This is a genomic window from Azonexus sp. GW821-FHT04F04 (assembly GCF_059420025.1).
Genome location: NZ_JBWKSX010000009.1, coordinates 176542 through 197365, shown reverse-complemented (window position 1 = coordinate 197365; position 20824 = coordinate 176542). Strand labels below are relative to the sequence as shown.

The 20824-nt window shown below is 61.1% G+C and carries 21 protein-coding genes; 3 read left to right on the top strand and 18 right to left on the bottom strand.

Going from position 1 to position 20824, the window contains the following annotated elements; all coding sequences use genetic code 11:
- Nucleotides 1-54 precede the first annotated feature (54 nt).
- Nucleotides 55-1203 (bottom strand): GNAT family N-acetyltransferase, encoded by a 1149-nt coding sequence (locus AC07TV_RS17425; RefSeq protein ID WP_494649627.1) that lies wholly within the window; start codon nucleotides 1201-1203, stop codon nucleotides 55-57.
- A gap of 185 nt (nucleotides 1204-1388) precedes the next feature.
- On the opposite strand from AC07TV_RS17425, the gene AC07TV_RS17420 reads away from it, so the two are divergent.
- Together AC07TV_RS17420 and katG are read left to right on the top strand one after the other, a co-directional pair.
- The gene (locus AC07TV_RS17420; protein WP_494649626.1) at nucleotides 1389-1772 is read left to right on the top strand and encodes a DUF302 domain-containing protein; all 384 of its coding nucleotides are present in this window, start codon (nucleotides 1389-1391) and stop codon (nucleotides 1770-1772) included.
- Nucleotides 1773-1889: 117 nt separating this feature from the next.
- Nucleotides 1890-4064 carry a catalase/peroxidase HPI gene (gene katG, locus AC07TV_RS17415; protein ID WP_494649625.1) on the top strand — a complete coding sequence of 725 codons (2175 nt, stop codon included), beginning with the start codon at nucleotides 1890-1892 and terminating at the stop codon, nucleotides 4062-4064.
- Between the two features lie 72 nt (nucleotides 4065-4136).
- Here katG and AC07TV_RS17410 read toward each other — a convergent pair whose 3' ends face one another.
- Both AC07TV_RS17410 and AC07TV_RS17405 read right to left on the bottom strand, forming a co-directional pair.
- Entirely contained in the window at nucleotides 4137-5513 is a 1377-nt protein-coding gene (locus tag AC07TV_RS17410) for a cbb3-type cytochrome c oxidase subunit I (protein ID WP_494649624.1), read from the bottom strand.
- Nucleotides 5514-5531: 18 nt separating this feature from the next.
- Nucleotides 5532-5960 carry a c-type cytochrome gene (locus AC07TV_RS17405; RefSeq protein ID WP_494649623.1) on the bottom strand — a complete coding sequence of 143 codons (429 nt, stop codon included), beginning with the start codon at nucleotides 5958-5960 and terminating at the stop codon, nucleotides 5532-5534.
- A 155-nt stretch (nucleotides 5961-6115) separates the two neighbouring features.
- Between AC07TV_RS17405 and AC07TV_RS17400 the strand changes: the two genes are divergently transcribed.
- Nucleotides 6116-7528: an NYN domain-containing protein gene (locus AC07TV_RS17400; protein ID WP_494649622.1), complete on the top strand. Its 1413-nt coding sequence runs from the start codon at nucleotides 6116-6118 to the stop codon at nucleotides 7526-7528.
- Between the two features lie 69 nt (nucleotides 7529-7597).
- Here AC07TV_RS17400 and AC07TV_RS17395 read toward each other — a convergent pair whose 3' ends face one another.
- The 15 genes from AC07TV_RS17395 to AC07TV_RS17325 form a co-directional block, all read right to left on the bottom strand.
- Nucleotides 7598-8107: a hypothetical protein gene (locus tag AC07TV_RS17395; protein WP_494649621.1), complete on the bottom strand. Its 510-nt coding sequence runs from the start codon at nucleotides 8105-8107 to the stop codon at nucleotides 7598-7600.
- Between the two features lie 100 nt (nucleotides 8108-8207).
- Nucleotides 8208-8579: an aspartate 1-decarboxylase gene (gene panD / locus AC07TV_RS17390; protein WP_494649620.1), complete on the bottom strand. Its 372-nt coding sequence runs from the start codon at nucleotides 8577-8579 to the stop codon at nucleotides 8208-8210.
- Between the two features lie 102 nt (nucleotides 8580-8681).
- Nucleotides 8682-9506 carry a pantoate--beta-alanine ligase gene (gene panC / locus AC07TV_RS17385; protein WP_494649619.1) on the bottom strand — a complete coding sequence of 275 codons (825 nt, stop codon included), beginning with the start codon at nucleotides 9504-9506 and terminating at the stop codon, nucleotides 8682-8684.
- Nucleotides 9507-9510: 4 nt separating this feature from the next.
- The gene (gene panB / locus AC07TV_RS17380) at nucleotides 9511-10329 is read right to left on the bottom strand and encodes a 3-methyl-2-oxobutanoate hydroxymethyltransferase (RefSeq protein ID WP_494649618.1); all 819 of its coding nucleotides are present in this window, start codon (nucleotides 10327-10329) and stop codon (nucleotides 9511-9513) included.
- A complete protein-coding gene (locus AC07TV_RS17375) occupies nucleotides 10330-10692 on the bottom strand; it encodes a DMT family protein (protein WP_494649617.1) in 363 nt (120 codons plus the stop codon).
- A complete protein-coding gene (folK, locus tag AC07TV_RS17370; RefSeq protein ID WP_494649616.1) occupies nucleotides 10689-11165 on the bottom strand; it encodes a 2-amino-4-hydroxy-6-hydroxymethyldihydropteridine diphosphokinase in 477 nt (158 codons plus the stop codon). The genes AC07TV_RS17375 and folK overlap by 4 nt, the downstream gene beginning before the upstream one ends.
- Nucleotides 11162-12505, bottom strand: a complete 1344-nt coding sequence (gene pcnB, locus AC07TV_RS17365; RefSeq protein ID WP_494649615.1) for a polynucleotide adenylyltransferase PcnB — start codon at nucleotides 12503-12505, stop codon at nucleotides 11162-11164. The genes folK and pcnB overlap by 4 nt, the downstream gene beginning before the upstream one ends.
- A gap of 48 nt (nucleotides 12506-12553) precedes the next feature.
- A complete protein-coding gene (locus AC07TV_RS17360) occupies nucleotides 12554-13222 on the bottom strand; it encodes a histidinol-phosphatase (protein ID WP_494649614.1) in 669 nt (222 codons plus the stop codon).
- Between the two features lie 34 nt (nucleotides 13223-13256).
- A complete protein-coding gene (locus AC07TV_RS17355; RefSeq protein ID WP_494649613.1) occupies nucleotides 13257-13961 on the bottom strand; it encodes a DUF1003 domain-containing protein in 705 nt (234 codons plus the stop codon).
- A gap of 25 nt (nucleotides 13962-13986) precedes the next feature.
- Complete coding sequence (hda, locus tag AC07TV_RS17350; RefSeq protein ID WP_494649612.1) at nucleotides 13987-14637, bottom strand: DnaA regulatory inactivator Hda; 651 nt, start codon at nucleotides 14635-14637, stop codon at nucleotides 13987-13989.
- A 138-nt stretch (nucleotides 14638-14775) separates the two neighbouring features.
- Nucleotides 14776-15087, bottom strand: a complete 312-nt coding sequence (locus AC07TV_RS17345) for a hypothetical protein (RefSeq protein ID WP_494649611.1) — start codon at nucleotides 15085-15087, stop codon at nucleotides 14776-14778.
- A 128-nt stretch (nucleotides 15088-15215) separates the two neighbouring features.
- Nucleotides 15216-16490 (bottom strand): tyrosine--tRNA ligase, encoded by a 1275-nt coding sequence (tyrS, locus tag AC07TV_RS17340; protein WP_494649610.1) that lies wholly within the window; start codon nucleotides 16488-16490, stop codon nucleotides 15216-15218.
- 69 nt (nucleotides 16491-16559) lie between these two features.
- Entirely contained in the window at nucleotides 16560-18023 is a 1464-nt protein-coding gene (locus AC07TV_RS17335; protein ID WP_494649609.1) for a glycoside hydrolase family 3 N-terminal domain-containing protein, read from the bottom strand.
- Complete coding sequence (gene creD, locus AC07TV_RS17330) at nucleotides 18020-19333, bottom strand: cell envelope integrity protein CreD (protein ID WP_494649608.1); 1314 nt, start codon at nucleotides 19331-19333, stop codon at nucleotides 18020-18022. Before creD ends, AC07TV_RS17335 begins: the two co-directional genes overlap by 4 nt.
- A gap of 429 nt (nucleotides 19334-19762) precedes the next feature.
- Complete coding sequence (locus tag AC07TV_RS17325; RefSeq protein ID WP_494649607.1) at nucleotides 19763-20785, bottom strand: hypothetical protein; 1023 nt, start codon at nucleotides 20783-20785, stop codon at nucleotides 19763-19765.
- Nucleotides 20786-20824 lie beyond the last annotated feature (39 nt).

The following is a 20824-nucleotide window of genomic DNA, read 5'->3' as shown; positions in this document are numbered from 1 at the left end:
CTGCATGGTAGCGGGGCCTTGATCAGCACAAATTGATATGCCCCAAAAATGAGACTAGTTCTCACAACGGAAGGGCAGGTGCGCCGCCGCCTGTTCGCGATAGTTGGCCACCGCGTCGCCCTGCACGTCGAGGTGGCGGCCGATCAGCTTGCGCATGGCTGGATCGGCAATCCAGTGGGCGGAATGGACGACGGTGGGCGTGAAGCCACGGGCGATCTTGTGTTCGCCGCCGGCGCCGGGCTCGAAGCGCTGCAGGCCTTCGCGCAGGCAGTAGGCGATGCCCTGATAGAAACAGAGTTCGAAATGCAGGCTGTGATATTGGCCGTTACAACCCCAGTAGCGGCCGTAGAGCGTTTCATCGCTGCGGAAGCAGAGTGATAGCGCCACGGGCTGGCCGCCGTCGCGGGCGATGAAGACGACCATGCGGCGGCCCAGCGCCGGTGCCAGATCGGCGAAACAGTCGGCCGTGAACACGGCGTGGTTGTTGAATTTGTCGAAGGTCGAGGCGTAGAGGGCGTGCAGGGCCGGCCACTCGGCCCGGTCGATTTCATCGCCGTGGCGCACTTCGATAGTCAGCCCGCTTTCGGCCACCTTGCGCCGTTCGGCCCGGACCTTGCGCCGCTTGTCGGCGGCAAAGGTGGCCAGATAGCCGTCGAAGTCGCCGCAACCGCTGTCGAGCCACTGGAACTGGACGTTATGGCTGATCAGCATGCCCGCTTCTTGCAGTTCTCTGCGGTCGCCCTCATTCGGAAAGGCGACGTGCCACGTTGACATGTCGTGCCCGCTGGCCACCGACTGTGCACCATCGATCAGGGCGCGACGGATGCTTGAGGCATCCGGTCCGTCGGCCACCAGCAGGCGCGGCCCGGTCGCTGGCGTATGCGGCAGGCCGCTCAGCAGCTTCGGATAATAGCTGCGGCCGAGTTGCTTGTAGACCGAGGCCCACGACCAGTCGTGGATGAAGTCGCCGTGCGAATTGAAGCGGACGTAGAGGGGCAGGATGCCGACGATGCGGCCTTGCTGATCGGCCGCCGTGAGATGACATGGCACCCAGCCCCAGTCCGGCCCGGCGGCGCCGTGGCGTTCGATGATGGCGAGAAAATCGGCGTTGAGAAAAGGATCGCCGGGCGGGCAAAGACGATCCCATGCCTCGCCCGCGATGGCGTCGGCAGAATCAACGGAAGAGAGTGTCAGGGCTGGCATCGGGGCATTTTCTGTGGCGGCACTTAAGCGGACCGCTGGACTGGCCATCGGTTCCCCGGCATCGGCCAGGCGAGCGTCAAATTGCGAGCTTTGGGTGCGATTGCTACGGTCAACCGCAAATTTCGGCGAAAATTGAAATCCCCGCCGGCCGCCCGGGACGCCGCGTTTTCAGATCAGGAAAATCCATGTACTACATCGTCGATAGCGACAAATCGTTTTACGAAGCCAGCACCGATCTCGTCCCGGTCATCCAGCGCCTCGGCCTCAGCGTGTTGCAGATGCACGATCTGGGCGGCATGCTCGACAGCAAGGAGATCGAATTCGACAACGAATGTCAGGTATTCGAAGTCGGCAATCCCCGCCTGGTCGAGAAAATGCTGGCCATCGACATGCGCCTCAGCGCGGCGCTGCCCTGGCGGATTTCGGTCTATACCGAGAACGGCAACACGAAGATCGCCCTGACCCGGCCGCTCCCCGTGCTCGCCGCGCTTTCGCCGGATGCCGGGCTGGCCCGGCTGGCGCAGGAGCTGGAAGAAAAACTCATCCAGATCGTAGACGAGACGCGCTAGGCGGATAGCAACAGTCTATCGAGCGTATCCGGGCAATCAATTAGCAATACGGGACATGCTCTCCTAATATCAGTTTGACCGTTTTCAAGAACGTCATTCAACGAGGAGAGTAGAGAAATGGATAGCAATCAAGCGAAGAGCGCCGGCAAATGCCCGGTCATGCATGGCGGCAACACGGCCAGTGGCAACTCCAACATGGCGTGGTGGCCGAATGCGCTGAACCTCGACATCTTGCATCAGCACGACAGCAAGACCAATCCGCTGGGCCAGGGCTTCAACTATCGCGAGGAAGTCAAAAAGCTCGACGTTGCCGCCCTCAAGAAAGACCTGGTCGCGCTGATGACCGACAGCCAGGACTGGTGGCCGGCCGACTGGGGCCACTATGGCGGCCTGATGATCCGCATGGCCTGGCACTCGGCCGGTTCGTACCGGGTGGCGGATGGTCGCGGCGGTGCCGGCACCGGCAACCAGCGTTTTGCCCCGCTCAACTCCTGGCCCGACAACGCCAACCTGGACAAGGCGCGCCGCCTGTTGTGGCCGATCAAGAAAAAATACGGCAACAAGCTGAGCTGGGCCGACCTGATCATTCTTGCCGGTAACGTCGCCTATGAGTCCATGGGCCTCAAGACCTTCGGTTTCGCCTTCGGTCGCGAGGACATCTGGCATCCCGAAAAGGACACCTACTGGGGTTCCGAGAAGGAATGGCTGGCGCCGACCGACAACCCGAACAGCCGTTATTCCGGCGAGCGCGATCTGGAAAATCCGCTGGCTGCCGTCATGATGGGGCTGATCTACGTCAATCCCGAAGGCGTCGATGGCAAGCCCGACCCGCTCAAGACCGCCCACGACGTGCGCGTCACCTTTGCCCGGATGGCCATGAACGACGAGGAAACTGTCGCCCTGACGGCCGGCGGACACACCGTCGGCAAGGCGCATGGCAACGGCGACGCCAAGCTGCTGGGGCCGGCCCCCGAGGCGGCCGACGTCGAAGAACAGGGGCTGGGCTGGAACAACCACACCACGCGGGGCATCGGTCGCGACACCGTGACCAGCGGTATCGAAGGCGCCTGGACGACCCACCCGACCAAATGGGACAACGGCTACTTCGACCTGCTCCTCGGCTACGACTGGTGGCTGGCGAAGTCCCCGGCTGGCGCCTGGCAATGGGCGCCGGTCAATATTCGGGAAGAAGACATGCCGGTCGATGTCGAGGACCCGTCGATCCGCTGCAAGCCGATGATGACCGACGCCGACATGGCGATGAAATTCGATCCCGAGTACCGCAAGATCGCCGAACGCTTCCACAAGGATCCGGCCTACTTCTCGGAAGTCTTCGCCCGTGCCTGGTTCAAGCTGACGCACCGCGACATGGGGCCGAAGGCCCGTTACATCGGCCCCGAAGTGCCGCAGGAAGACCTGATCTGGCAGGATCCGGTGCCGGTCGGCCGGGCCGGTTATGACGTCGGCACGGTCAAGGCCCAAATCGCCGCCAGTGGTCTGAGCATCGGCGACATGGTGGCGACGGCCTGGGATAGTGCGCGGACTTTCCGTGGTTCGGACATGCGCGGCGGGGCCAATGGCGCGCGCATCCGTCTGGCGCCGCAAAAGGACTGGGAGGGCAATGAGCCGGCCCGGCTGGCCCGGGTGCTCGGCGTTCTCGAAAGCATTGCCGCGCAGACCGGGGTCAGCGTCGCCGATGTGATCGTGCTGGCCGGTAATCTGGGCGTCGAGCAGGCGGCCAAGGCGGCGGGTGTCGACATCACCGTTCCCTTCGCCCCGGGCCGTGGCGATGCCAGCCAGGCAATGACCGACGCCGAGTCCTTCGAGTTCCTCGAACCGGTGGCCGATGGCTACCGCAACTGGCTCAAGAAGGATTACGTGGTCAGTGCCGAGGAATTGATGCTCGACCGCACCCAGTTGCTCGGTCTGACCGCCCATGAAATGACGGTGCTGGTTGGCGGTATGCGCGTGCTCGGGACCAACCATGGCGGCACCCGGCATGGGGTACTGACTGACCGTGTCGGAGCGCTGACCAACGACTTCTTCGTCAACCTGACCGATATGGCCTACACCTGGAAGCCGGTGGGTCGGAACCTGTACGAAATCCGCGACCGCAAGACCGGCACGGTCAAGTGGACGGCGACCCGGGTCGATCTTGTTTTCGGGTCAAATTCCATCTTGCGCGCTTACGCCGAGGTTTATGCCCAGGATGACAACAAGGAGAAGTTCGTTCGGGACTTCGTCGCCGCCTGGACGAAGGTCATGAATGCTGACCGCTTCGATCTGGCGTAGATCCGGCGGGCAATAAAAAAGGCGCGGTTCCGAAGAACCGCGCCTTTTCTCGCTATTTCAGCTACTTGCTGATCAAGCCGTCTTTTCTTCTTTACCACCGACAAAGAAGCTGACGATGTAGAGGATCAGACCGATCAGGAAGACCACTCCGGCCCATTCACGCATCCAGTAGAACAGCGCGATCTTGTCCTGCGCCACCATGAATGGCAGCGGAGTATCGGAAACGCGTTGCAGCCAGACTTGCAGGATGCCGGCGGCGGTCAGGAACAGCGTGATGAAGACGATAGCCGTGGTCATCAGCCAGAACGACCACATTTCCAGCACTTGCGACTTGTTGCTGTTGGCAGCACGGCCGCGCAGGATGGGCATGGCGTAGGAGATCATCATCAGGTTGACCATGGCGTAGGCGCCATAGAAAGCCATGTGACCGTGCGCCGCAGTGATCTGCGTACCATGCGTGTAGTAGTTGACCGGAGCCAGGGTGTGCAGGAAGCCCCACACGCCAGCGCCCAGGAAAGCCATCACGCCGGTACCCAGCGCCCACAGAACGGCAGCCTTGTTCGGATGCTCGCGACGACGACGGTTCACCATGTTGAAGGCAAAGACGGTCATGGCGAAGAACGGAATCGGCTCCAGAGCGGAGAAGATGGAACCCCACCACTGCCAGTATTCCGGCGTACCGATCCAGAAGTAGTGGTGACCCGTACCGATGATGCCGGTAATCAGCGTCAGGGTGACGATGACGTACAGCCACTTTTCGATGACTTCGCGGTCAACACCGGTCGTCTTGATCAGCACGAAGGCCAGGAAGGCGCCGAGGATCAGTTCCCATACGCCTTCAACCCAGAGGTGCACCGTCCACCACCAGAAGAACTTGTCGAGAACGACGTTCACCGGGTTGTAGAAAGAGAACAGGAAGAAGACGGCGAGGCCCCACAGACCGAGCAGCAGAACGATCGAGATCGAGGTCTTCTTGCCCTTGAGCACCGTCATGGTGATGTTGAACAGGAAGGCCAGGGCAACGACGACGATACCGAGCTTGGTTGGCAGCGGTTGTTCGAGGAACTCGCGGCCCATGGTTTCGACGAGGTTGTTACCGGTCATTTCCGCCAGCGCGGCATACGGCACGGCCAGATAGCCGACGATGGTCAGCGCCCCGGCGACCAGGAAGACCCAGAACAGGATCAGCGCCAGTTTCGGGCTGAACAGTTCGGTCTCGGATTCTTCCGGGATCATGTAGTAGGCGCCACCCATGAAGCCGAAGAGCAGCCAGACGATGAGCAGGTTGGTGTGGACCATGCGGGCCACGTTGAACGGGATGGCGGGGAACAGGAAGTCGCCGAGCACATACTGCAGGCCAAGAATCAGGCCGAACAGGATCTGACCGACAAACAGGCCGATAGCCGCGATGAAGTAGGGTTTTGCAACCGCTTGTGATTTGTATTGCATGTTCAGTTCTCCTCTCGATCAGCCCTGGCTGTTAGGCGGCCAGTTGTTGGTGTTGATCGAATTGACGTGCTTCAGGAAGGCCACGATGGCGTTCAGCTGCTCGTCGGTGAAATTGAACTGCGGCATGCTGCGGCGACCCGGGATGCCTTCTTTCGGACGACTCTGGATGAAAGCCTTGACGCCTTCGTCGCCGTAGCGAGCGATGACGTTACCCAGTTCCGGGGCGAAATAGGCGCCTTCACCCAGGAGGGTGTGGCAACCGATACAGTTATTGACTTCCCAGAGCTTCTTGCCCTCGGCGATTTGCGGCGTGATATTGGCCCGCATGTCGCGTTTAGGCAGTTGCGTATGGGTGTCGAAGGACAGCGCGAGGAACAACAGGAAGAAGAAGACAGTCCCCCCGTAAAATATGTTCCGCGCCATCGATTTGGTGAAAGCGCCACTCATTGTTTTCCCCCTTTCGGAAATTGTTTGGCCGACGGATGGTAGGTTGCGGGGGTAGGGGCAATCTTTGATGCCCGCTAAAAATGCGGAATTACTTGAGGCATCGGGGGAAACGGTGTCGGCGGTATACTGGCGCCTCTTCAAGTTGAAAGCATTCCATGGCCGCAGCCAACGACAACGCCAGCATGGCGCTCTTTTGTGATTTCGAAAACGTTGCCCTTGGCGTCCGCGATGCCAATTACGAGAAGTTCGATATCAAGCCGATTCTCGAGCGCCTGCTCGCCAAGGGCAGCATCGTCGTCAAGAAAGCCTATTGCGACTGGGATCGTTACAAGGCCTTCAAGTCGGCCATGCACGAAGCCAATTTCGAGCTCATCGAAATCCCGCACGTCCGCCAGTCAGGCAAGAATTCGGCCGACATCCGGATGGTCGTCGATGCGCTAGACCTCTGCTACACCAAGGCACACGTCGATACCTTCGTGATCATTTCCGGCGATTCCGATTTCTCGCCGCTGGTCTCCAAACTGCGTGAAAACGCCAAGAAAGTCATCGGCGTTGGCGTCAAGCAATCGTGTTCCGATCTGCTCGTCACCAATTGCGACGAATTCATCTACTACGACGACCTCGTTCGTGACCGCGAAGGCCGTGGCAATGCGCGGCGTGACCGCGAAGCGCCCAAGCGCTCGCCGGAAGAAGAAGCCAATCGCAAGCTGAAACAGGAAGAACGCAAGACCAAGGCCGTCGACCTCGTTACCGCCACCTTCGTCGACCTCATGGCCGACCGGGGCGAAAGCGAGCGCATCTGGGCCTCGGTCCTCAAGGAAGTGGTCAAGCGTCGCAACCCGGGCTTCAACGAAAGCTATTACGGCTTCCGGACCTTCGGCAATCTGCTCGAAGAAGCCGCCAGCCGTGGCTTGCTCGGCTTTGGTCGTGACGACAAGGGCGCCTTCGTTTTTCGCGGGCAGGGACGTCCTGCTTCGGGTGAGAGCGAGGCCGGCGGCGAGTTGCCGGTGGAGCAGGAGGTGGCGGCCATCGAAACAACTGCCGCTTCCACGGTCAACCCGGAAAATCAGCCAAAAATGGAATCGCCGGCCGGTGAGTCGGAAACTTCAGGAAACGCCCGCCGACGTGGTGGCCGTCGCTCGCGCAACGGTCGGGAACGGACGGTCAGCGAGCCGCTCGAACCGGCAGCGGTCAGCGCTGAAGCTGCGCCGGCCGAAAGTCTGTCTGAGCCGGCGATCAGCGAATCTGCTTCGACCGAAAAGGCCGAAAGCAAGCCACGCCGTGGCGCTCGTCGTCCGCGCAAGGAGAGTGTCGGACGGAGCACTGAAGTAGTTGTGGCGGAGACTTCATCGACTGAGCCTGTCGCTGTTCCGGTGTCCACAGTAGTCGCTGATGCGGAGTCGCCGACCAAAGTAGCGCGCCGCCGAGGCGGCAAGAAGGTTCGCCAGGAGCCTGGAGAGCCTCCAGTTTCCGAGTCGGCAGTGGAGTCTGCTGTTTCAGCTGGCCCGGTGCCTAAAGCCCGCAAACCACGCAGCCGCAAGCCAATAAAGTCGGCCGAAAAAATCTGATCGCCGCGCGAAAGCCCCGGCTCCCTGGTCGGGGCTGAGAGCCGGGTTCGCTGTTTGCGAATTGGGCTGTTAGATAACCTTCAGAAGTTCTGCCCGCAGATGTTCGGCTCGGCGTTTGCCCTGGGTTGTTTCGATGATGGCGGCAAACCATGGGGCGAATTGCTCACGCAGCGCCTCATGGGAGGTGGCAGCAAACACGGCTTCGACGATGGTCAGGTGGGAGTACGGACCGACGAAAGCCTTGAGCGAATTCATCATGTAGTTCTTGGCCATATCGAGTTCCTTCGGATTGGTTTTGTCCGGGAGGCTTCGGAAGGCTGTAATCGATGGCAAGGGAGCATCCGGTATCGAAGCCCGCCCTTTTTCATCGAGTACCGCAGCAACTTCGATATAACCCTCTTCTTCCAGCATGCCCAGCGTGTGCTGCAAGTCGTCCGACTGCAACATGCCGCGCAATTCGTCGACGGTCCTTTTTCCGTCGACGAATATCAATACCCGTCTGACCCGCGGTGACAGCCCGCCGGCCTTTGTGGTGATTTCGTCATGCCCCTTCGGGGTCTTGGCGAAAGCAATGCCCATGGTTTGTCTCCATTATTTGTGTGAATTTTTGTAGTGCATTGTACACAAAAGAAAAACCCGCCGAGAGGCGGGTTTTGAGCAAAGCTGAACTACTTCACGATCAGGCGGCGGCTTGCACCGGAATCTTGTGACCGCGTCGCGTGATGCGGTTCTGCGAATCGACGTAAATCAGATCGGGCTCGTGACGGGCCAGTTCGACTTCGTTATAGACGGCGAAGGTGGCGATGATCAGGATGTCACCCGGGGCGGCGCGGCGGGCAGCTGAACCATTGACGGAAATGACGCCCGATCCGCGTTCGGCGCGGATGGCGTAGGTGGTGAAACGCTCGCCATTGTTTACGTTCCAGATGTCGATCTGTTCGTATTCCTTGATGTTCGCCGCTTCAAGCAGGTCTTCATCGATGGCGCAGGAACCCTCGTAGTGCAGGTCGGCGTGGGTTGCAGTCACGCGGTGCAACTTGGATTTCAGCATTGTTCTCTGCATGGTTTCACTCATCCAGATAGTTGGGGGAAGCGCATTGTAACGACAATGGATTTGCTGTCAACGGCCGTAATTATGGATATTTTTTCTGCGTCAAATCTCGATGTTGTCGATCAGCCGCGTGTTTCCGAGGCGACTGGCGGCAAGCACCACCAGTGGGGCATCTACGCCTTTCGGCAGAGACAGGTCGGACTGTTGTCGCACCGCAACATAGTCGGTTTTCCAGCCTGCCACGGTCAACCCGGAAATTGCCTCATTTTCCAAAACAGCATAGTCGGTTCTGCCGCCGCGGATGGCGGCGCGGATTTCGTTGAGCAATCGGTACAGGCGCGGCGCCTCGGCGCGCTCGGCCTCGCTCAGGTAGCCGTTGCGCGAAGAAAGGGCCAGGCCGTCCTCGGCGCGCACCGTTTCGCCGCCGATGATGTCGATCGGCAAGGCCAGTTGGCGGGTCATGTTGCGGATGACCATGAGCTGCTGGTAGTCCTTCTTGCCGAATACGGCGGCCTGCGGCTGGACGATGTTGAACAGTTTGAGGACGACGGTGGCGACGCCACGGAAGTGACCGGGGCGGAATTCGCCGTCGAGGATGTTCTGGATGGCCGGCGGCTCGACCGTGTACTCCTGTGGCTCGGGGTAAAGATCGGTTTCGGTCGGGGCGAACAGGACATCGACGCCGGCGGCGGCCAGCTTGTCGCAGTCGGCCTGGAAAGTGCGCGGGTACTTGTCGAAATCCTCATTCGGGCCGAATTGCAGGCGGTTGACGAAGATCGAGGCGACAACGGTATCGCCGTGGGCCCGGGCTTGTTCCATCAGGCTGATGTGGCCGGCGTGCAGGTTGCCCATGGTCGGCACGAAAACGACACGGCCGCGCCCCTTGAGCGCCGCACGCAGGTCGGCGATGGCGGAAATGATTTGCATGGCTTTACGCTGAATAGGTGTGTTCGGGGCAGGGATAGCTGCCGTCCTTGACGGCGGCAACGGCGCGGCAGGCGGCGTCATGGATGCTGCTGGCGCCTTCCATGAAATTTTTGACGAACTTGGCCTTCTTGCCGGGCGGGATGTCGAAGGCGTCGTGCAGCACCATGACCTGGCCGGAGCAATCCTTGCCGGCGCCAATTCCGATGGTGATGATGTGCAGGCTGGCGGTGACTTCCGCGGCCAGCACGGCGGGAATGGCTTCGAGGACGATCATCGTGGCGCCGGCATCCTGAACGGCCTGCGCGTCGTCCTTTAGTTTTTGCGCCGCCACTTCGCCCTTGCCCTGAACCTTGTAGCCGCCCAGTGCATGGACCGATTGCGGCGTCAGGCCGACGTGGGCGCAGACCGGAATGCCACGGTCAACCAGAAATTTGACCGTTTTTGCCATTTCCTGGCCGCCTTCGAGCTTGACCATCTGGGCGCCGGCCGCCATCAGCGTGACGGCGTTGCGGAAGGCCTGCTCCGGCGATTCCTGATAGCTGCCGAAAGGCATGTCGGCGATGATGAACGCGTGGTCCGCGCCGCGTTTGACGCAGGCGGTGTGGTAGGCGATGTCGGCGACGGTGACCGGCAGCGTCGTGTCGTGGCCCTGGATGACATTGCCCAGCGAATCGCCGATCAGGATCGAGTCGACCCCGGCGCCATCGAGCAGGCGGGCGAAGCTGGCGTCGTAGCAGGTGAACATGACGACCTTCTCGCCGGCTTGATAAAGCTTGGCAAGATCGGCCTGGGTCAGGCGGCGGGTGGCGACTTGGGCAGACATTCAGGTCCTGAAAACGAAATAGACGGCGCCTAGGATACACAGAGCTGCCCACAAGTAGTCAAGCTTGAGCGGCTGGTTCATGTAAAAGACGACGAAGGGAACGAAGACGGCGAGGGTGATGACTTCCTGCAAAATCTTGAGCTGGCCGAGGCTGAGCTCGGTATTGCCGATGCGGTTGGCGGGCACCTGCAGCAGGTATTCAAACAGCGCGATGCCCCATGAAATCAGCGCGGCGATCCACCATGGCTTGTCGTTGAGGTGCTTGAGGTGCGAGTACCAGGCGAAGGTCATGAAGACATTGGACAGCGCCAGCAGCGTCACCGTCTGCCAGAGCACGGGGATGTGCAGGCCGAAGAGGGTCACAGCCTGACGATGCCCTGATTGGCGACGGCCGGCAGCCAGGCGGCGACAGTGCCGCGGCCGGGGATGGCGAGCCGTGGCGCGATTTCAGCCAGCGGCTGGAGGACGAAAGCGCGCAGGTGCAGGCGTGGGTGGGGCAGGGTCAGGCGCGGCAGGTCGATAAACTGGTCGTTGTAGAGCAGCAGGTCGAGGTCGAGCGTGCGCGGGCCGTTCTTTTCGGCGCGGATGCGGCCGAAGCGTTCTTCGATATCAAACAGCGCGGCGAGCAGGGCTTCCGGTGCCAGCGTGGTTTCCAGTTCGGCCACCGCATTGACGAATTCGGGCTGATCGGTGAGGCCGACCGGCGCTGTCCGGTAGAGCGAAGAGCCATGACTGACGCGGCTTTCCGGCAGGTTGGCCAGGGCGGCGAAGGCGGCCAATACGGTGGCCGCCGGGTCGCCAAGGTTGGCGCCCAGCGCAACGTAGGCAGTGTTCATTCAGCGGGGTTGGGCGAGCCACCTTCGGCCGCCGGTTTTTTCTTGCGGCGGCGACGTTTCTTGTCACCGGCTTGTTCCGGCTGCAGCATTTCTGCGCGCTCTTCGCCATCGACCTTCTGGAAGCGCGTCCACCACTCGGCCAGTTCCATGTCGACTTCGCCGGATTCGGCGCGCAGGACGAGGAAATCGTAGCCGGCCCGGAAGCGCGGCTGTTCGAGCAGGGCGTAGGGGCGCTTGCCGGCCCGAGCTTCAAAACGCGGTTGCAATGCCCAGATGTCCTTGATGTCGCCGGCGATGCGGCGCGTGATGGCGAGCTTTTCACCCTGCACGTCGATGACCGTGTCCATTGCCTGATAGAGCGCCGGAATTTTCGCCTCGCCCTTGGCCTTGAGCTTTTCCCAGTGAGCCAGGACTTCGTGCCAGAGCAGCGTGGCGAACAGGAAACCGGGCGAGACGCCTTTTTCCTGACGAATCCGGTCGTCGGTATTTTTCAGCGACAGCATGACGAATTTCTCGCCCATCGGCTGTTCGAGAATGACATCGAGCAGCGGCAACAGGCCGTGGTGCAGGCCCTCATCACGCAGTTGGGTGATGCATTTGACCGAATGCCCGGAGGTCAGCAACTTGAGCATTTCGTCGAAGAGGCGGGCGGCCGGCACATTTTCGAGCAGGCCGGCCATTTCGCGAATCGGCTTCTTGGCTTCCGGATCGATCATCAGGCCGAGCTTGGCGGCGAGGCGGACGGCGCGCAGCATGCGGACCGGATCTTCGCGGTAGCGGGCGCGCGGCTCGCCGATCATGCGCAGGGTTTTCTGCTTGAGATCGCCGACGCCGTGGTGATAGTCGATGACGGCTTCGCTGGCCGGGTCGTAATACAGCGCGTTGGCGGTGAAGTCACGGCGGGCGGCATCGTCGGCGTGGCTGCCGAAAACGTTGTCGTGGAGGACGCGGCCGTGTTCGTCGGTCTTTGTCTTTTCGTCGAGCATGCCGCGGAACGTAGTCACTTCCAGCGTTTCCTGGCCCATCATGACGTGCACGATCTGGAAGCGGCGGCCGATGATGCGTGAGCGACGGAAGGCGCGACGGACCTCTTCCGGCGTGGCGTCGGTGGCGATGTCGAAATCCTTGGGCACGGCGCCGATCAGCAGGTCGCGCACGGCGCCGCCGACGACGTAGGCCTTGAAGCCGTGGCCCTGCAGGGTTTCGCAGACGCGCCGGCTGCCGCTGCTGATGCGGTCGCGGGTGATGCCGTGGCTGGAGACGGGAATGACGGCCGGCTCGTGGCGGCTGGCTTTTGGTTTCTTGCCGCTGAAAACGCGGGAGATGAGTTTGCGGATCACGAATTACCGTTCAATGAGCGTTCTGGACGCTACGGGAAAAGGCGGATTCTACCGCAAAGTGATGATTTTCCAGCCCATTTCACTGGCATGCGCGTGCAGCTTTTCGTCCGGATCGACGGCCACCGGCGTCTTGACCTTGGTCATCAGCGGCAGGTCGTTGTGCGAGTCGCTGTAGAAATAGCTGTCGGCGAAGCTGCCCCACCACAGGCCGAGCGATTCGAGCCAGGCTTCGACGCGTTCGATCTTGCCTTCGCGGAAGGATGGCGTGCCGGTCGGTGATCCTGAAAATCGGCCATTTTCCGGGTTGACCGTGGGAACGGTGCCGATCAGGTGCGCAATGCCGAATTCGCGGCCTATGGCGCCGGTGACGAAGCTGTTGGTGGCGGTAACGATGGCGCACAGGTCGCCGGCCTCGATGTGTTGGTTGACCAGCGCCCGGGCCGGCTGTCCGATGATCGGCACGATGTGGCGGGCCATGTATTCGCGGTGCCAGGCATCGAGTTCTTCCCGCGTATGGCGGGTCAGCGGGGCGAGCTGGAAGTTGAGGAACTCGTAGATGTCGAGGGTGCCGGCCTTGTATTGCTCGTAGAACTGGATGTTCTTCGCTTCCTGCAACTCGCGGTCGACGACGCCTTTGCTGATCAGGAATTGTGCCCACTCGAAATCGGAGTCGCCGGTGAGCAGGGTGTTGTCGAGGTCGAAGAGGGCGAGATTCATATGGATTCTTGGGCTGTGGGATCAGGGGCGCAGTTTACCGGGGACGGCGCAATTCGTTGAGCAGATCGAGCTGGACTTCCTGGATTTCGATCATCCGTTCCCATTGGTGGGAGAGCAGGTGGTCGATTTTTTCGTGGAGCTGGCGGATTTCCAGCTCGGCCTTGAGATTGACCTGATAGTCGTTGCGGGCGCGCAGGCGGTCTTTTGCCTCCTGGCGGTTCTGGCTCATCATGATCACCGGTGCCTGAATCGCAGCCAGGCAGGAGAGCAGAAGATTGAGCAGGATGAACGGGAAGGGATCGACCGGGCGCCAGTAGAGGACCAGCGAATTCATCATGATCCAGATGACGATGAAAACACTGAAACAGATCAGGAAGGTCCAACTGCCGCCAAAGGTGGCGATGCGGTCGGCCAGGCGTTGGCCGAGATTCCATTGCTCTTCGTAATCGCTATCAATGTCGGCGGCCAGGGTCTGATGCGTTTGCAGGCTGTTCAGAACCTCGTGTTCCAGCTCTGATAATTCGCCTTTTTCGGAGACGAGCAGGGAGTGGACGTACTGCCCGCGATAGCGCGCCAGATCTTTTTGGCAAATGCGGCTGGTGGGTGACCAGTCCGGGTGATCGGCCCGAATGGTATTGAGGATATTGGTGCGGATCAGCGGCTCGGCGATCAGCTCGCGAGACGGAAAGGTGTTGCCGCAGACCTGACAGGTGCCGGTGGGTGACTTGCTATGACTCATGCGTGCTCCCGGGGGTGGCGTAGCATCAACCTGACGGCGATTGCAGCAGTTCGCGCAGCAGGGGCAGGGTGACAGCGCGCTTCTGTTCCAGCGTGTATTGGTCGAGGGCGACGACGATGGCGCTCAGCGTTCGCATGTCGCGCGGGGCGTGGCGCATCAGGTAATCGATGATTTCCGGCGTCAGTTTGAGGGCGCGCTCTTTGGCCTGGGTGGCCAGTGCTTCGGCCTTCTCGGCGTCGGACAGCGGTTGGAGGCGGCAGATCAGGCCGGAACCGAGGCGGGTGCGCAGATCTTCACGCAGCTTGAGATGTGCCGGCGGCTGCGCTGCTGCGGTCAACAGCATGCCGGAGGCCATTTTCAGGCGGTTGAAATGGTTGAAGAGGGCGACCTGGCCGGTTTCGTCGAGGTTTTCAACGTGATCGACAGCCAGTTGCTCAGTCGTCGGAGCATTTTTCAGTGCCGGGTCGAGGGCCGCATCGACGTAGGCAAAGCCGCTCGCCTGCAGCAAATGCGAGCATCCGGAGCCGGCTTCGCCCCACAGGCAGAACGAAGTGTCGGTGCGCGTCCCGGCCAGCCATTCGGTGAGCAGGGCGAGCGTTTCACCATTGCCGCCGGCGACGAAGTTATCCAGCGTGGGCGAGCTTTCGGGCAGCAAATCGAGAATCAGCTGGCGCATCGGGATAGCGAAAGGGAATGGGGCCGAAATTCTAGCATTGCTGCCGACTGCAGCGCCGATTTGGACCGGCGTCGGCGTTCCCGATGGCTGCTTTTCTTGGCTGGCCGGGCTTGCTTGTTCGGCAGCAAGCCCGGTTTTTCACACCGAGGCGCGGGCCAGGATGGCGGCCAGCCGCGGGTAGTAGCCAGTTCGGCTGATCCTGATGTGATGTTCCATTTCGAGCGATTCGGCCGCGTTGCGGGCAGACGGGGAGCGGCTGAGCAGGTCCGGGAAGGTTGTTGCCGCATCGACCACGGAAAATATGGACATCAGCAGGCGAGCGCATGCCTGGTAATAAGTCGGATCCAGTCGAACGAATTTTGCGCCGTTGTCGCAGGCATCAAGGTAGGCGGCCGCTGTTGTCGATGTTTCGGCAAGCGACCTGATCTGGCTGGAGCTTAAATGGGTCATGGCGCATCTCCTTCGGTAAAGCTTTACCGGAAAACTAACCCGGTAAATCAATTAACGTCAGGAAATGCTTCACGTTTAGCAAAATTACATGCTGAAACACCTTGCTACAGGGCGCGCACAGATCACGCTTACAGCCAGCTGACCAGCCCGTAGTTTTTCTTGCCGCGGCGGAGGATGGTGAAACGGCCGTAGAGGCGCTCGTCGTCGGCGATCTGGTGGTCCAGAGCCTCGGCCTTGGCACCGTTGATGGCGACGCTACCGCTCTGGATGAAGCTGCGCGCTTCGGATTTGGACTTGGCCAGACCGGCGGCGACGAGGGCATCGATCAGGCTGGCGTTGGCTTTTTCCAGCTGTACACCGGGCATGCCGTCCTGGGCCAGTTGTTCGAGGTCGTTTTCGGTCAGATTTTCGAGTTGACCGTGGAACAGGCTGTCGGTAATGCGGCGGGCGGCCATCAGCGCGACTTCGCCATGCACCAGACGGGTCGCTTCCTCGGCCAGGATGCGCTGGGCTTCCGGCTTGCCGCCGCTGGCCTTGTCGGCCGCTTCGATCTCGGCGATACGAGAAACCGGCAGGAAGGTGAAGAAATTCATGAACTTGTAGACGTCGGCATCGCTGGTGTTGAGCCAGAACTGGTAGAAGGCGTAGGGCGAGGTCTTTTTCGGGTCGAGCCAGATGGCGCCGGATTCAGTCTTGCCGAACTTGGTGCCGTCGGCCTTGGTGATCAGCGGCAGGGTCAGGCCGAAGACATGTTTCTGGTGCAGGCGGCGCGTCAGGTCGGTGCCGGCGACGATGTTGCCCCACTGGTCGGAACCGCCGATCTGCAGCACGCAGCCGTAGCGCTTGTTGAGTTCGGCGAAGTCGTAGCCCTGGAGCAGGCTGTACGAGAATTCGGTGTAGGAAATGCCCTGGTCTTCGCGGGTCAGGCGCTGCTGCACGGATTCCTTCTTGATCATGGCATTGACCGAGAAATGCTTGCCGATGTCGCGCATGAATTCGAGGCAGTTCATGCCGCCGAACCAGTCGTAATTGTTGGCCATGATGGCGGCGTTGGCGCCGTCGAACTTGAGGAAGGGCTCGACCTGACCGCGGATCTTGTCGACCCAGGTGGCGATGACGTCCGGCGTATTGAGCTTGCGCTCGGTGGCCTTGAAGCTCGGGTCGCCGATCATGCCGGTGGCGCCGCCGACCAGCGCGATCGGCTTGTGGCCGGCTTCCTGGAAGCGCTTGAGGATGAGCACCGGGACCAGGTGGCCGAGGTGCAGGCTGTCCGCCGTCGGATCGAAGCCGCAATAGAGCGTTACCGATTCCTCAGTCAGCAATTTGTCGAGCGCCGCAGCGTCGGTGATCTGGGCGATCAGGCCGCGATCGTGCAGATCCTGGATGAGGGGGGACTGGTACATGCTGTTGCTCTCCACAAGACGGGGATGCCCGGCGCCGGGCGTCAGGAAACGGTAAAGCCGGGCATTTTATCAGAGGCGGGCCGGCATCCCGCCAAACTGCGGCCGCGTGGACGGTGCCGGGCACATTTCAATTTTGGCCGTTTTTTCCGGTTGACCGTGGAAGACCGCTTGAAGGCCGGAGACGGGGGCATCTGACCTCAAACGTACCTGCATCAGGCCGGTCGGCGCCCCCGGCGCTGGCTGACTGGCGAAATCTGCCAGACGGCGGTCGCTTTCGGTCAGCCGGGCCGGCGCGATGCGGTGCCCGACCAGCGCCTCGGCGGCGCCGGCCAGGGCGCGATAGACCTGGCGCGGATCGTAGCTGACCAGCACGAGATCGACCCCGGCGGCCAGCGCCTCGCCGGCAACGCGGCCGATGCCTTTGCGGTAAACGGCGCCCATGTTGAGGTCGTCGGTGATGAGCAAACCGTCGTAGCCCCAGGCCTGGCGCAGCAGGCCGTCGACGATGGCCGGCGAATGCGAGGCGGCGTGCTCGGCGTCGAGTGCGGTCAGCGTCACGTGGCCGAGCATGATCGCCGCCGCCGGGTGGCCGGCCAGTTGCCGGAAGGGTTGCCAGTCGGCAGCCAGGTCGTCGGGCGTGGCGGTGAGGACGGCCGGCCGCAGATGGGTGTCGATGCGCACCCGGCCAAGACCGGGGAAGTGCTTGAGCGTGCCGCGCACGCCGACGGCGTTGAGTCCGTCGAGATAACCGCCGGCAATGTCGGCGACCTGTTGCGGGTCGCTGGCGATGGCGCGGGCGGCGATGTTGCTCAACGGGTCGGGCCAGGGTTTTCCGGCCGGGCGCAGGTCGACGACCGGGCCGAAATTGAGATTCACCCCGAGCGCAGCCAGGCCCCGGCCCTGCTCTTCGCCGTAGCGGCGGGCGGCAACAGTCGGGTCGGGGCGGTTGGCCAGGGTCGCCAGCGGTGGCAGATATTCGAGCAGTGGCGACAGATGCGACACGCTGCCGCCCTCCTGATCAGCGGTGACGATCAGCGGCGGCAATTCGGCCCGGCGGCGAATCGCCTGCAATTCGGCGATGTCAGCGGCGACCTCGCCGAGATCGCGGCCGCGCACATTGCGCTTGGCCAGATAAATGCCGCCGATCAGCCCTTTCGCCGCCAGCGGACGGAGTTCGTCGAGGTCGGTGTAGCCGGCGACGAGGTGGGCGCCCACTGCCTGCATGGCCGGCCCGGCTTCGAGCACGGCATCGCGCATTTGCCGGTATTCCAGCTCGCGGCAGGCAGTCAGCGCGAACACCGCGAGAAAGAGCGGGCGAGCCAGTCTCGGAAGCCGCTGGTGAAAGATCAGGGCCAGTACCGGAAAACCCAGCAGCAACGGCGTTTCGATATGGCGGAAGGCGAACAGCAGCGGGTGCTTGAGGTGCCAGGCCGGCCACAGCAGCAGGGTGGGCAGGGCGATGCCGAGCCAGCGGCTAACTCGCCCGCTTGGCCCGCCCGGGCGGCGGGTGAATGCTGCGGGCAGGCGGATCATTCGGCTGTCTCCATCAAGCGGTTGCCCAGGCCGTACCAGTTCAGGCGGCGGGTGGCGAGCATGACGGCGCCAAGGGCGAGGAAGAGTAGCAGGCTGCCCATGAGCAGCGCGTTGTCTTCCGAGAGCAGCACGCCGTAAAGCACGCCGTAGAGGCCGGTCAGCCCGCTACCGAAGGCGACGCCCTGACGCCAGCCGCCGAGCGCACCGGCCAGATACCAGGCGATCAGCCCGATACAGGCCGTCGCGGCGATGCCATAGGCAGCGGCAAAAGCCAGGTGTTCCGAAAAGGCAATGAGCAGCAGGAAGAAGATCGCCAGCGCCAGCCCGACCAGCAGGTATTGCATCGGGTGGATCGGCGTGCGGCGCAGGATTTCAGTCAGGAAAAAGCCGGCAAAAGTCAGGATGATGAACAGGACGCCGTATTTCACCGCCCGCTCGGCCTGCAGATAGACGTTGACCGGATCGATGAAATCGATGCTCAGCGCTTCGCCGCTGTTCGCCTTGAGCGCTGCGTCGAAATTGCGGGCGAGGTGCGAGATTTCCCATTGCGCTTCGAAGCCCTTGCCGCTGACAGTGCGGGATTGCGGCAGAAAACGGCCGCCGAAATTGGGGTGCGGCCAGTCCGACTTCAAATGGATGTGGTTGGCCTCGCCGACCGGAGCAACAGCCAGGCGCGTCGTGCCGGTCAGTTGCAGCGGAAAACTGAAGTCGAAGCGGCTGGCCTGTTGCAGGTCGGCCGGCCCGAGATCGGCGGTCAGCCGACGCAGGCCGTTTTCGCCGGCGGAATCCGCCGAGGCGAAACGATAGGCCTTGCCATTGACGGTAATGCGCGGGTCGTTGCTGATGCCGCGCGGGTCGCTGACCCCGAGTTGCAGGGCGAGGCGGACATTGCTCACCGTCTTGCCGCCAAACAATTCAGCCAGCGGGCGAATGGCAAAATAGCCGCTGCCGTTGGCCGTCAGGCGAAACAGCCGCGCCTGGTAAATGCCGCGCTGGCGCGTCTCCACCCCCGCCTCGCCATCCAGATTCAGCTCGGTCGGCGGCAACAGCAGCGTGCGCTCCACCACCTGCCGGTGCGGCCCGGTCTTCTCCGACTCGGCCGGAACCTCGACCGTCTCCCGGTAATGAATCGCCAGCACCGGCCCAGCCAGTGTCTGCTCACCCGCCGCGCTGTTGGCGATATTGTCCTGCACCTCCCGCTGACGCTGCGCCCGGTCGCTGATCTGGCTCTCCACCATGGCCAGCGGAATCAACAGCAACAAGGCCATCAGGCCAATAGCCAACATCTTGAACAGCAATTTCTTGTCCATCTCGAACTCCCTGGTTGAATGACAGGAGCGAGTCTGGAAGGCGTGAGTGTGGACTTGTCGAAGTGACGGTGAAGCGGGGGTGAAGTGGGGTGGTAAGTTTGTTTTTTTGGCTTGCCGGAATCCTGTGCCGGGCGCCTGCGCTTGTCCCTTGATACTTCTGTCGCCCGAGTTTCGAACTGTTAAGTTTTCCTTAACAGTTCCTCCGGCCGTCCGCCTTCAGACAAATTGGCACTGAGATCAGCGCTATGCGGGACGGATTCAATTTGAAAATGGGCCGATTTTTCCGGTTGACCGTAGCAATTGGCAAAATGGCAGGTGGCTAAGTGCCCAGAGGCGACGTTCGGAACTTTGGAAAGAGGTCCTTCAACGTGTAAGTAAGTGGCGATGTGCTTTATCGCGCAGCGACCGGAGCGAGCGGCCTTGGCATGGTTAGGCAGCGAACGAGGATTCCCATTCAGATAGGGGACGCAGCAATAGATCACCAGCTTTGTCGGTCATCCATGTTGGGACTAGGTTTGGAGGTACGAACCATTCGATATGATCGGGCTCAGAGTGCAGCCAGTCGGAAACCATTGGTCGAAGTAGTTGCGAATATTCTTCCTGCGAACTTTCGCGGAGGTAACCACCGGCCATCACTAAGGTCTGCGCAGGCTGGGAATCAAATTCGTGCTTCGAAGTGATGTACGTCACTCCGCCCTCTACCCGGCTAACCTGGTAGAGCACTTTTGCGTAAAGCTCGTCAAACTGAATTGGGTGTAGTTTTTTTCCGGCGACGGCATTGACATAGCGCCCATAACTATCAGAGGTGAGCCCTCCGTCTTCCAGCGCGACGATGATGCCGACCTCGCCCATTCTGATGGAGAGAGTCATGTGGAAAAGGCTGTCACGGAAATAGAAATTTCTTAGCTGGCCTAGGTCATGAAGGTTGCAGACAAGAACGGAGTAAGGTGGTTTGCCGGAAAACTCGTGCCTGCCACGAATGGATTGAAGGAAGAGGTGAAGCTCTGAGAATGCCTTGAGGGATTCCTTTGGGAGGATAGTTCCCTCGTGAGGTCTTGATCGATCCTGCGCGAGGGTGATCTCCTTTCGCAGAACACCAAAGTAGAGCTTTCCTGCCCAAAGATATAGGAGGTGCGAGTCAAGCTTGGATGTGCAATCGAAGCCCCGTGAAATGGCTGATGAAACCCTATCTTCAAGTCGAGAGAGGTCTTCGCTGTTGCACCTTGCACAGCACGGTATTAATAGATTCTTGTATTGGATTTTCGTTTCGTTGAGGAGTCCTAGGGTCTTGTTCCATAGGTTATAGCGGTGCTGCAGCCACTTCGGAAAGACGTGCTCTTGCGTCGGAGGGAGGCTTCCTGAGCCGCACAGGAAGCAACTGTCACTATCAACTCGCAGATCGCTGAACCCGTATTCCCGCAATTGGATCACCTGTAAAGTTTTGAATGACATTGAGATTATTCGAAGCCAGTCTCCTTATCAATCAGCAAT

Coding starts and splice junctions, on each gene's coding strand:
- AC07TV_RS17355 (WP_494649613.1), bottom strand. CDS start 13,961: ATGAGTCATAGCAAGTCACCCACCGGCACCTGTCAGGTCTGCGGCAAC.
- AC07TV_RS17425 (WP_494649627.1), bottom strand. CDS start 1,203: ATGCCAGCCCTGACACTCTCTTCCGTTGATTCTGCCGACGCCATCGCG.
- AC07TV_RS17405 (WP_494649623.1), bottom strand. CDS start 5,960: ATGAGTGGCGCTTTCACCAAATCGATGGCGCGGAACATATTTTACGGG.
- AC07TV_RS17395 (WP_494649621.1), bottom strand. CDS start 8,107: ATGGGCATTGCTTTCGCCAAGACCCCGAAGGGGCATGACGAAATCACC.
- creD (WP_494649608.1), bottom strand. CDS start 19,333: ATGGACAAGAAATTGCTGTTCAAGATGTTGGCTATTGGCCTGATGGCC.
- hda (WP_494649612.1), bottom strand. CDS start 14,637: ATGCGCCAGCTGATTCTCGATTTGCTGCCCGAAAGCTCGCCCACGCTG.
- AC07TV_RS17400 (WP_494649622.1), top strand. CDS start 6,116: ATGGCCGCAGCCAACGACAACGCCAGCATGGCGCTCTTTTGTGATTTC.
- tyrS (WP_494649610.1), bottom strand. CDS start 16,490: ATGTACCAGTCCCCCCTCATCCAGGATCTGCACGATCGCGGCCTGATC.
- AC07TV_RS17360 (WP_494649614.1), bottom strand. CDS start 13,222: ATGAATCTCGCCCTCTTCGACCTCGACAACACCCTGCTCACCGGCGAC.
- AC07TV_RS17325 (WP_494649607.1), bottom strand. CDS start 20,785: ATGTCATTCAAAACTTTACAGGTGATCCAATTGCGGGAATACGGGTTC.
- panD (WP_494649620.1), bottom strand. CDS start 8,579: ATGCTGAAATCCAAGTTGCACCGCGTGACTGCAACCCACGCCGACCTG.
- folK (WP_494649616.1), bottom strand. CDS start 11,165: ATGAACACTGCCTACGTTGCGCTGGGCGCCAACCTTGGCGACCCGGCG.
- AC07TV_RS17335 (WP_494649609.1), bottom strand. CDS start 18,023: ATGATCCGCCTGCCCGCAGCATTCACCCGCCGCCCGGGCGGGCCAAGC.
- panB (WP_494649618.1), bottom strand. CDS start 10,329: ATGTCTGCCCAAGTCGCCACCCGCCGCCTGACCCAGGCCGATCTTGCC.
- AC07TV_RS17345 (WP_494649611.1), bottom strand. CDS start 15,087: ATGACCCATTTAAGCTCCAGCCAGATCAGGTCGCTTGCCGAAACATCG.
- AC07TV_RS17420 (WP_494649626.1), top strand. CDS start 1,389: ATGTACTACATCGTCGATAGCGACAAATCGTTTTACGAAGCCAGCACC.
- AC07TV_RS17410 (WP_494649624.1), bottom strand. CDS start 5,513: ATGCAATACAAATCACAAGCGGTTGCAAAACCCTACTTCATCGCGGCT.
- katG (WP_494649625.1), top strand. CDS start 1,890: ATGGATAGCAATCAAGCGAAGAGCGCCGGCAAATGCCCGGTCATGCAT.
- panC (WP_494649619.1), bottom strand. CDS start 9,506: ATGCAAATCATTTCCGCCATCGCCGACCTGCGTGCGGCGCTCAAGGGG.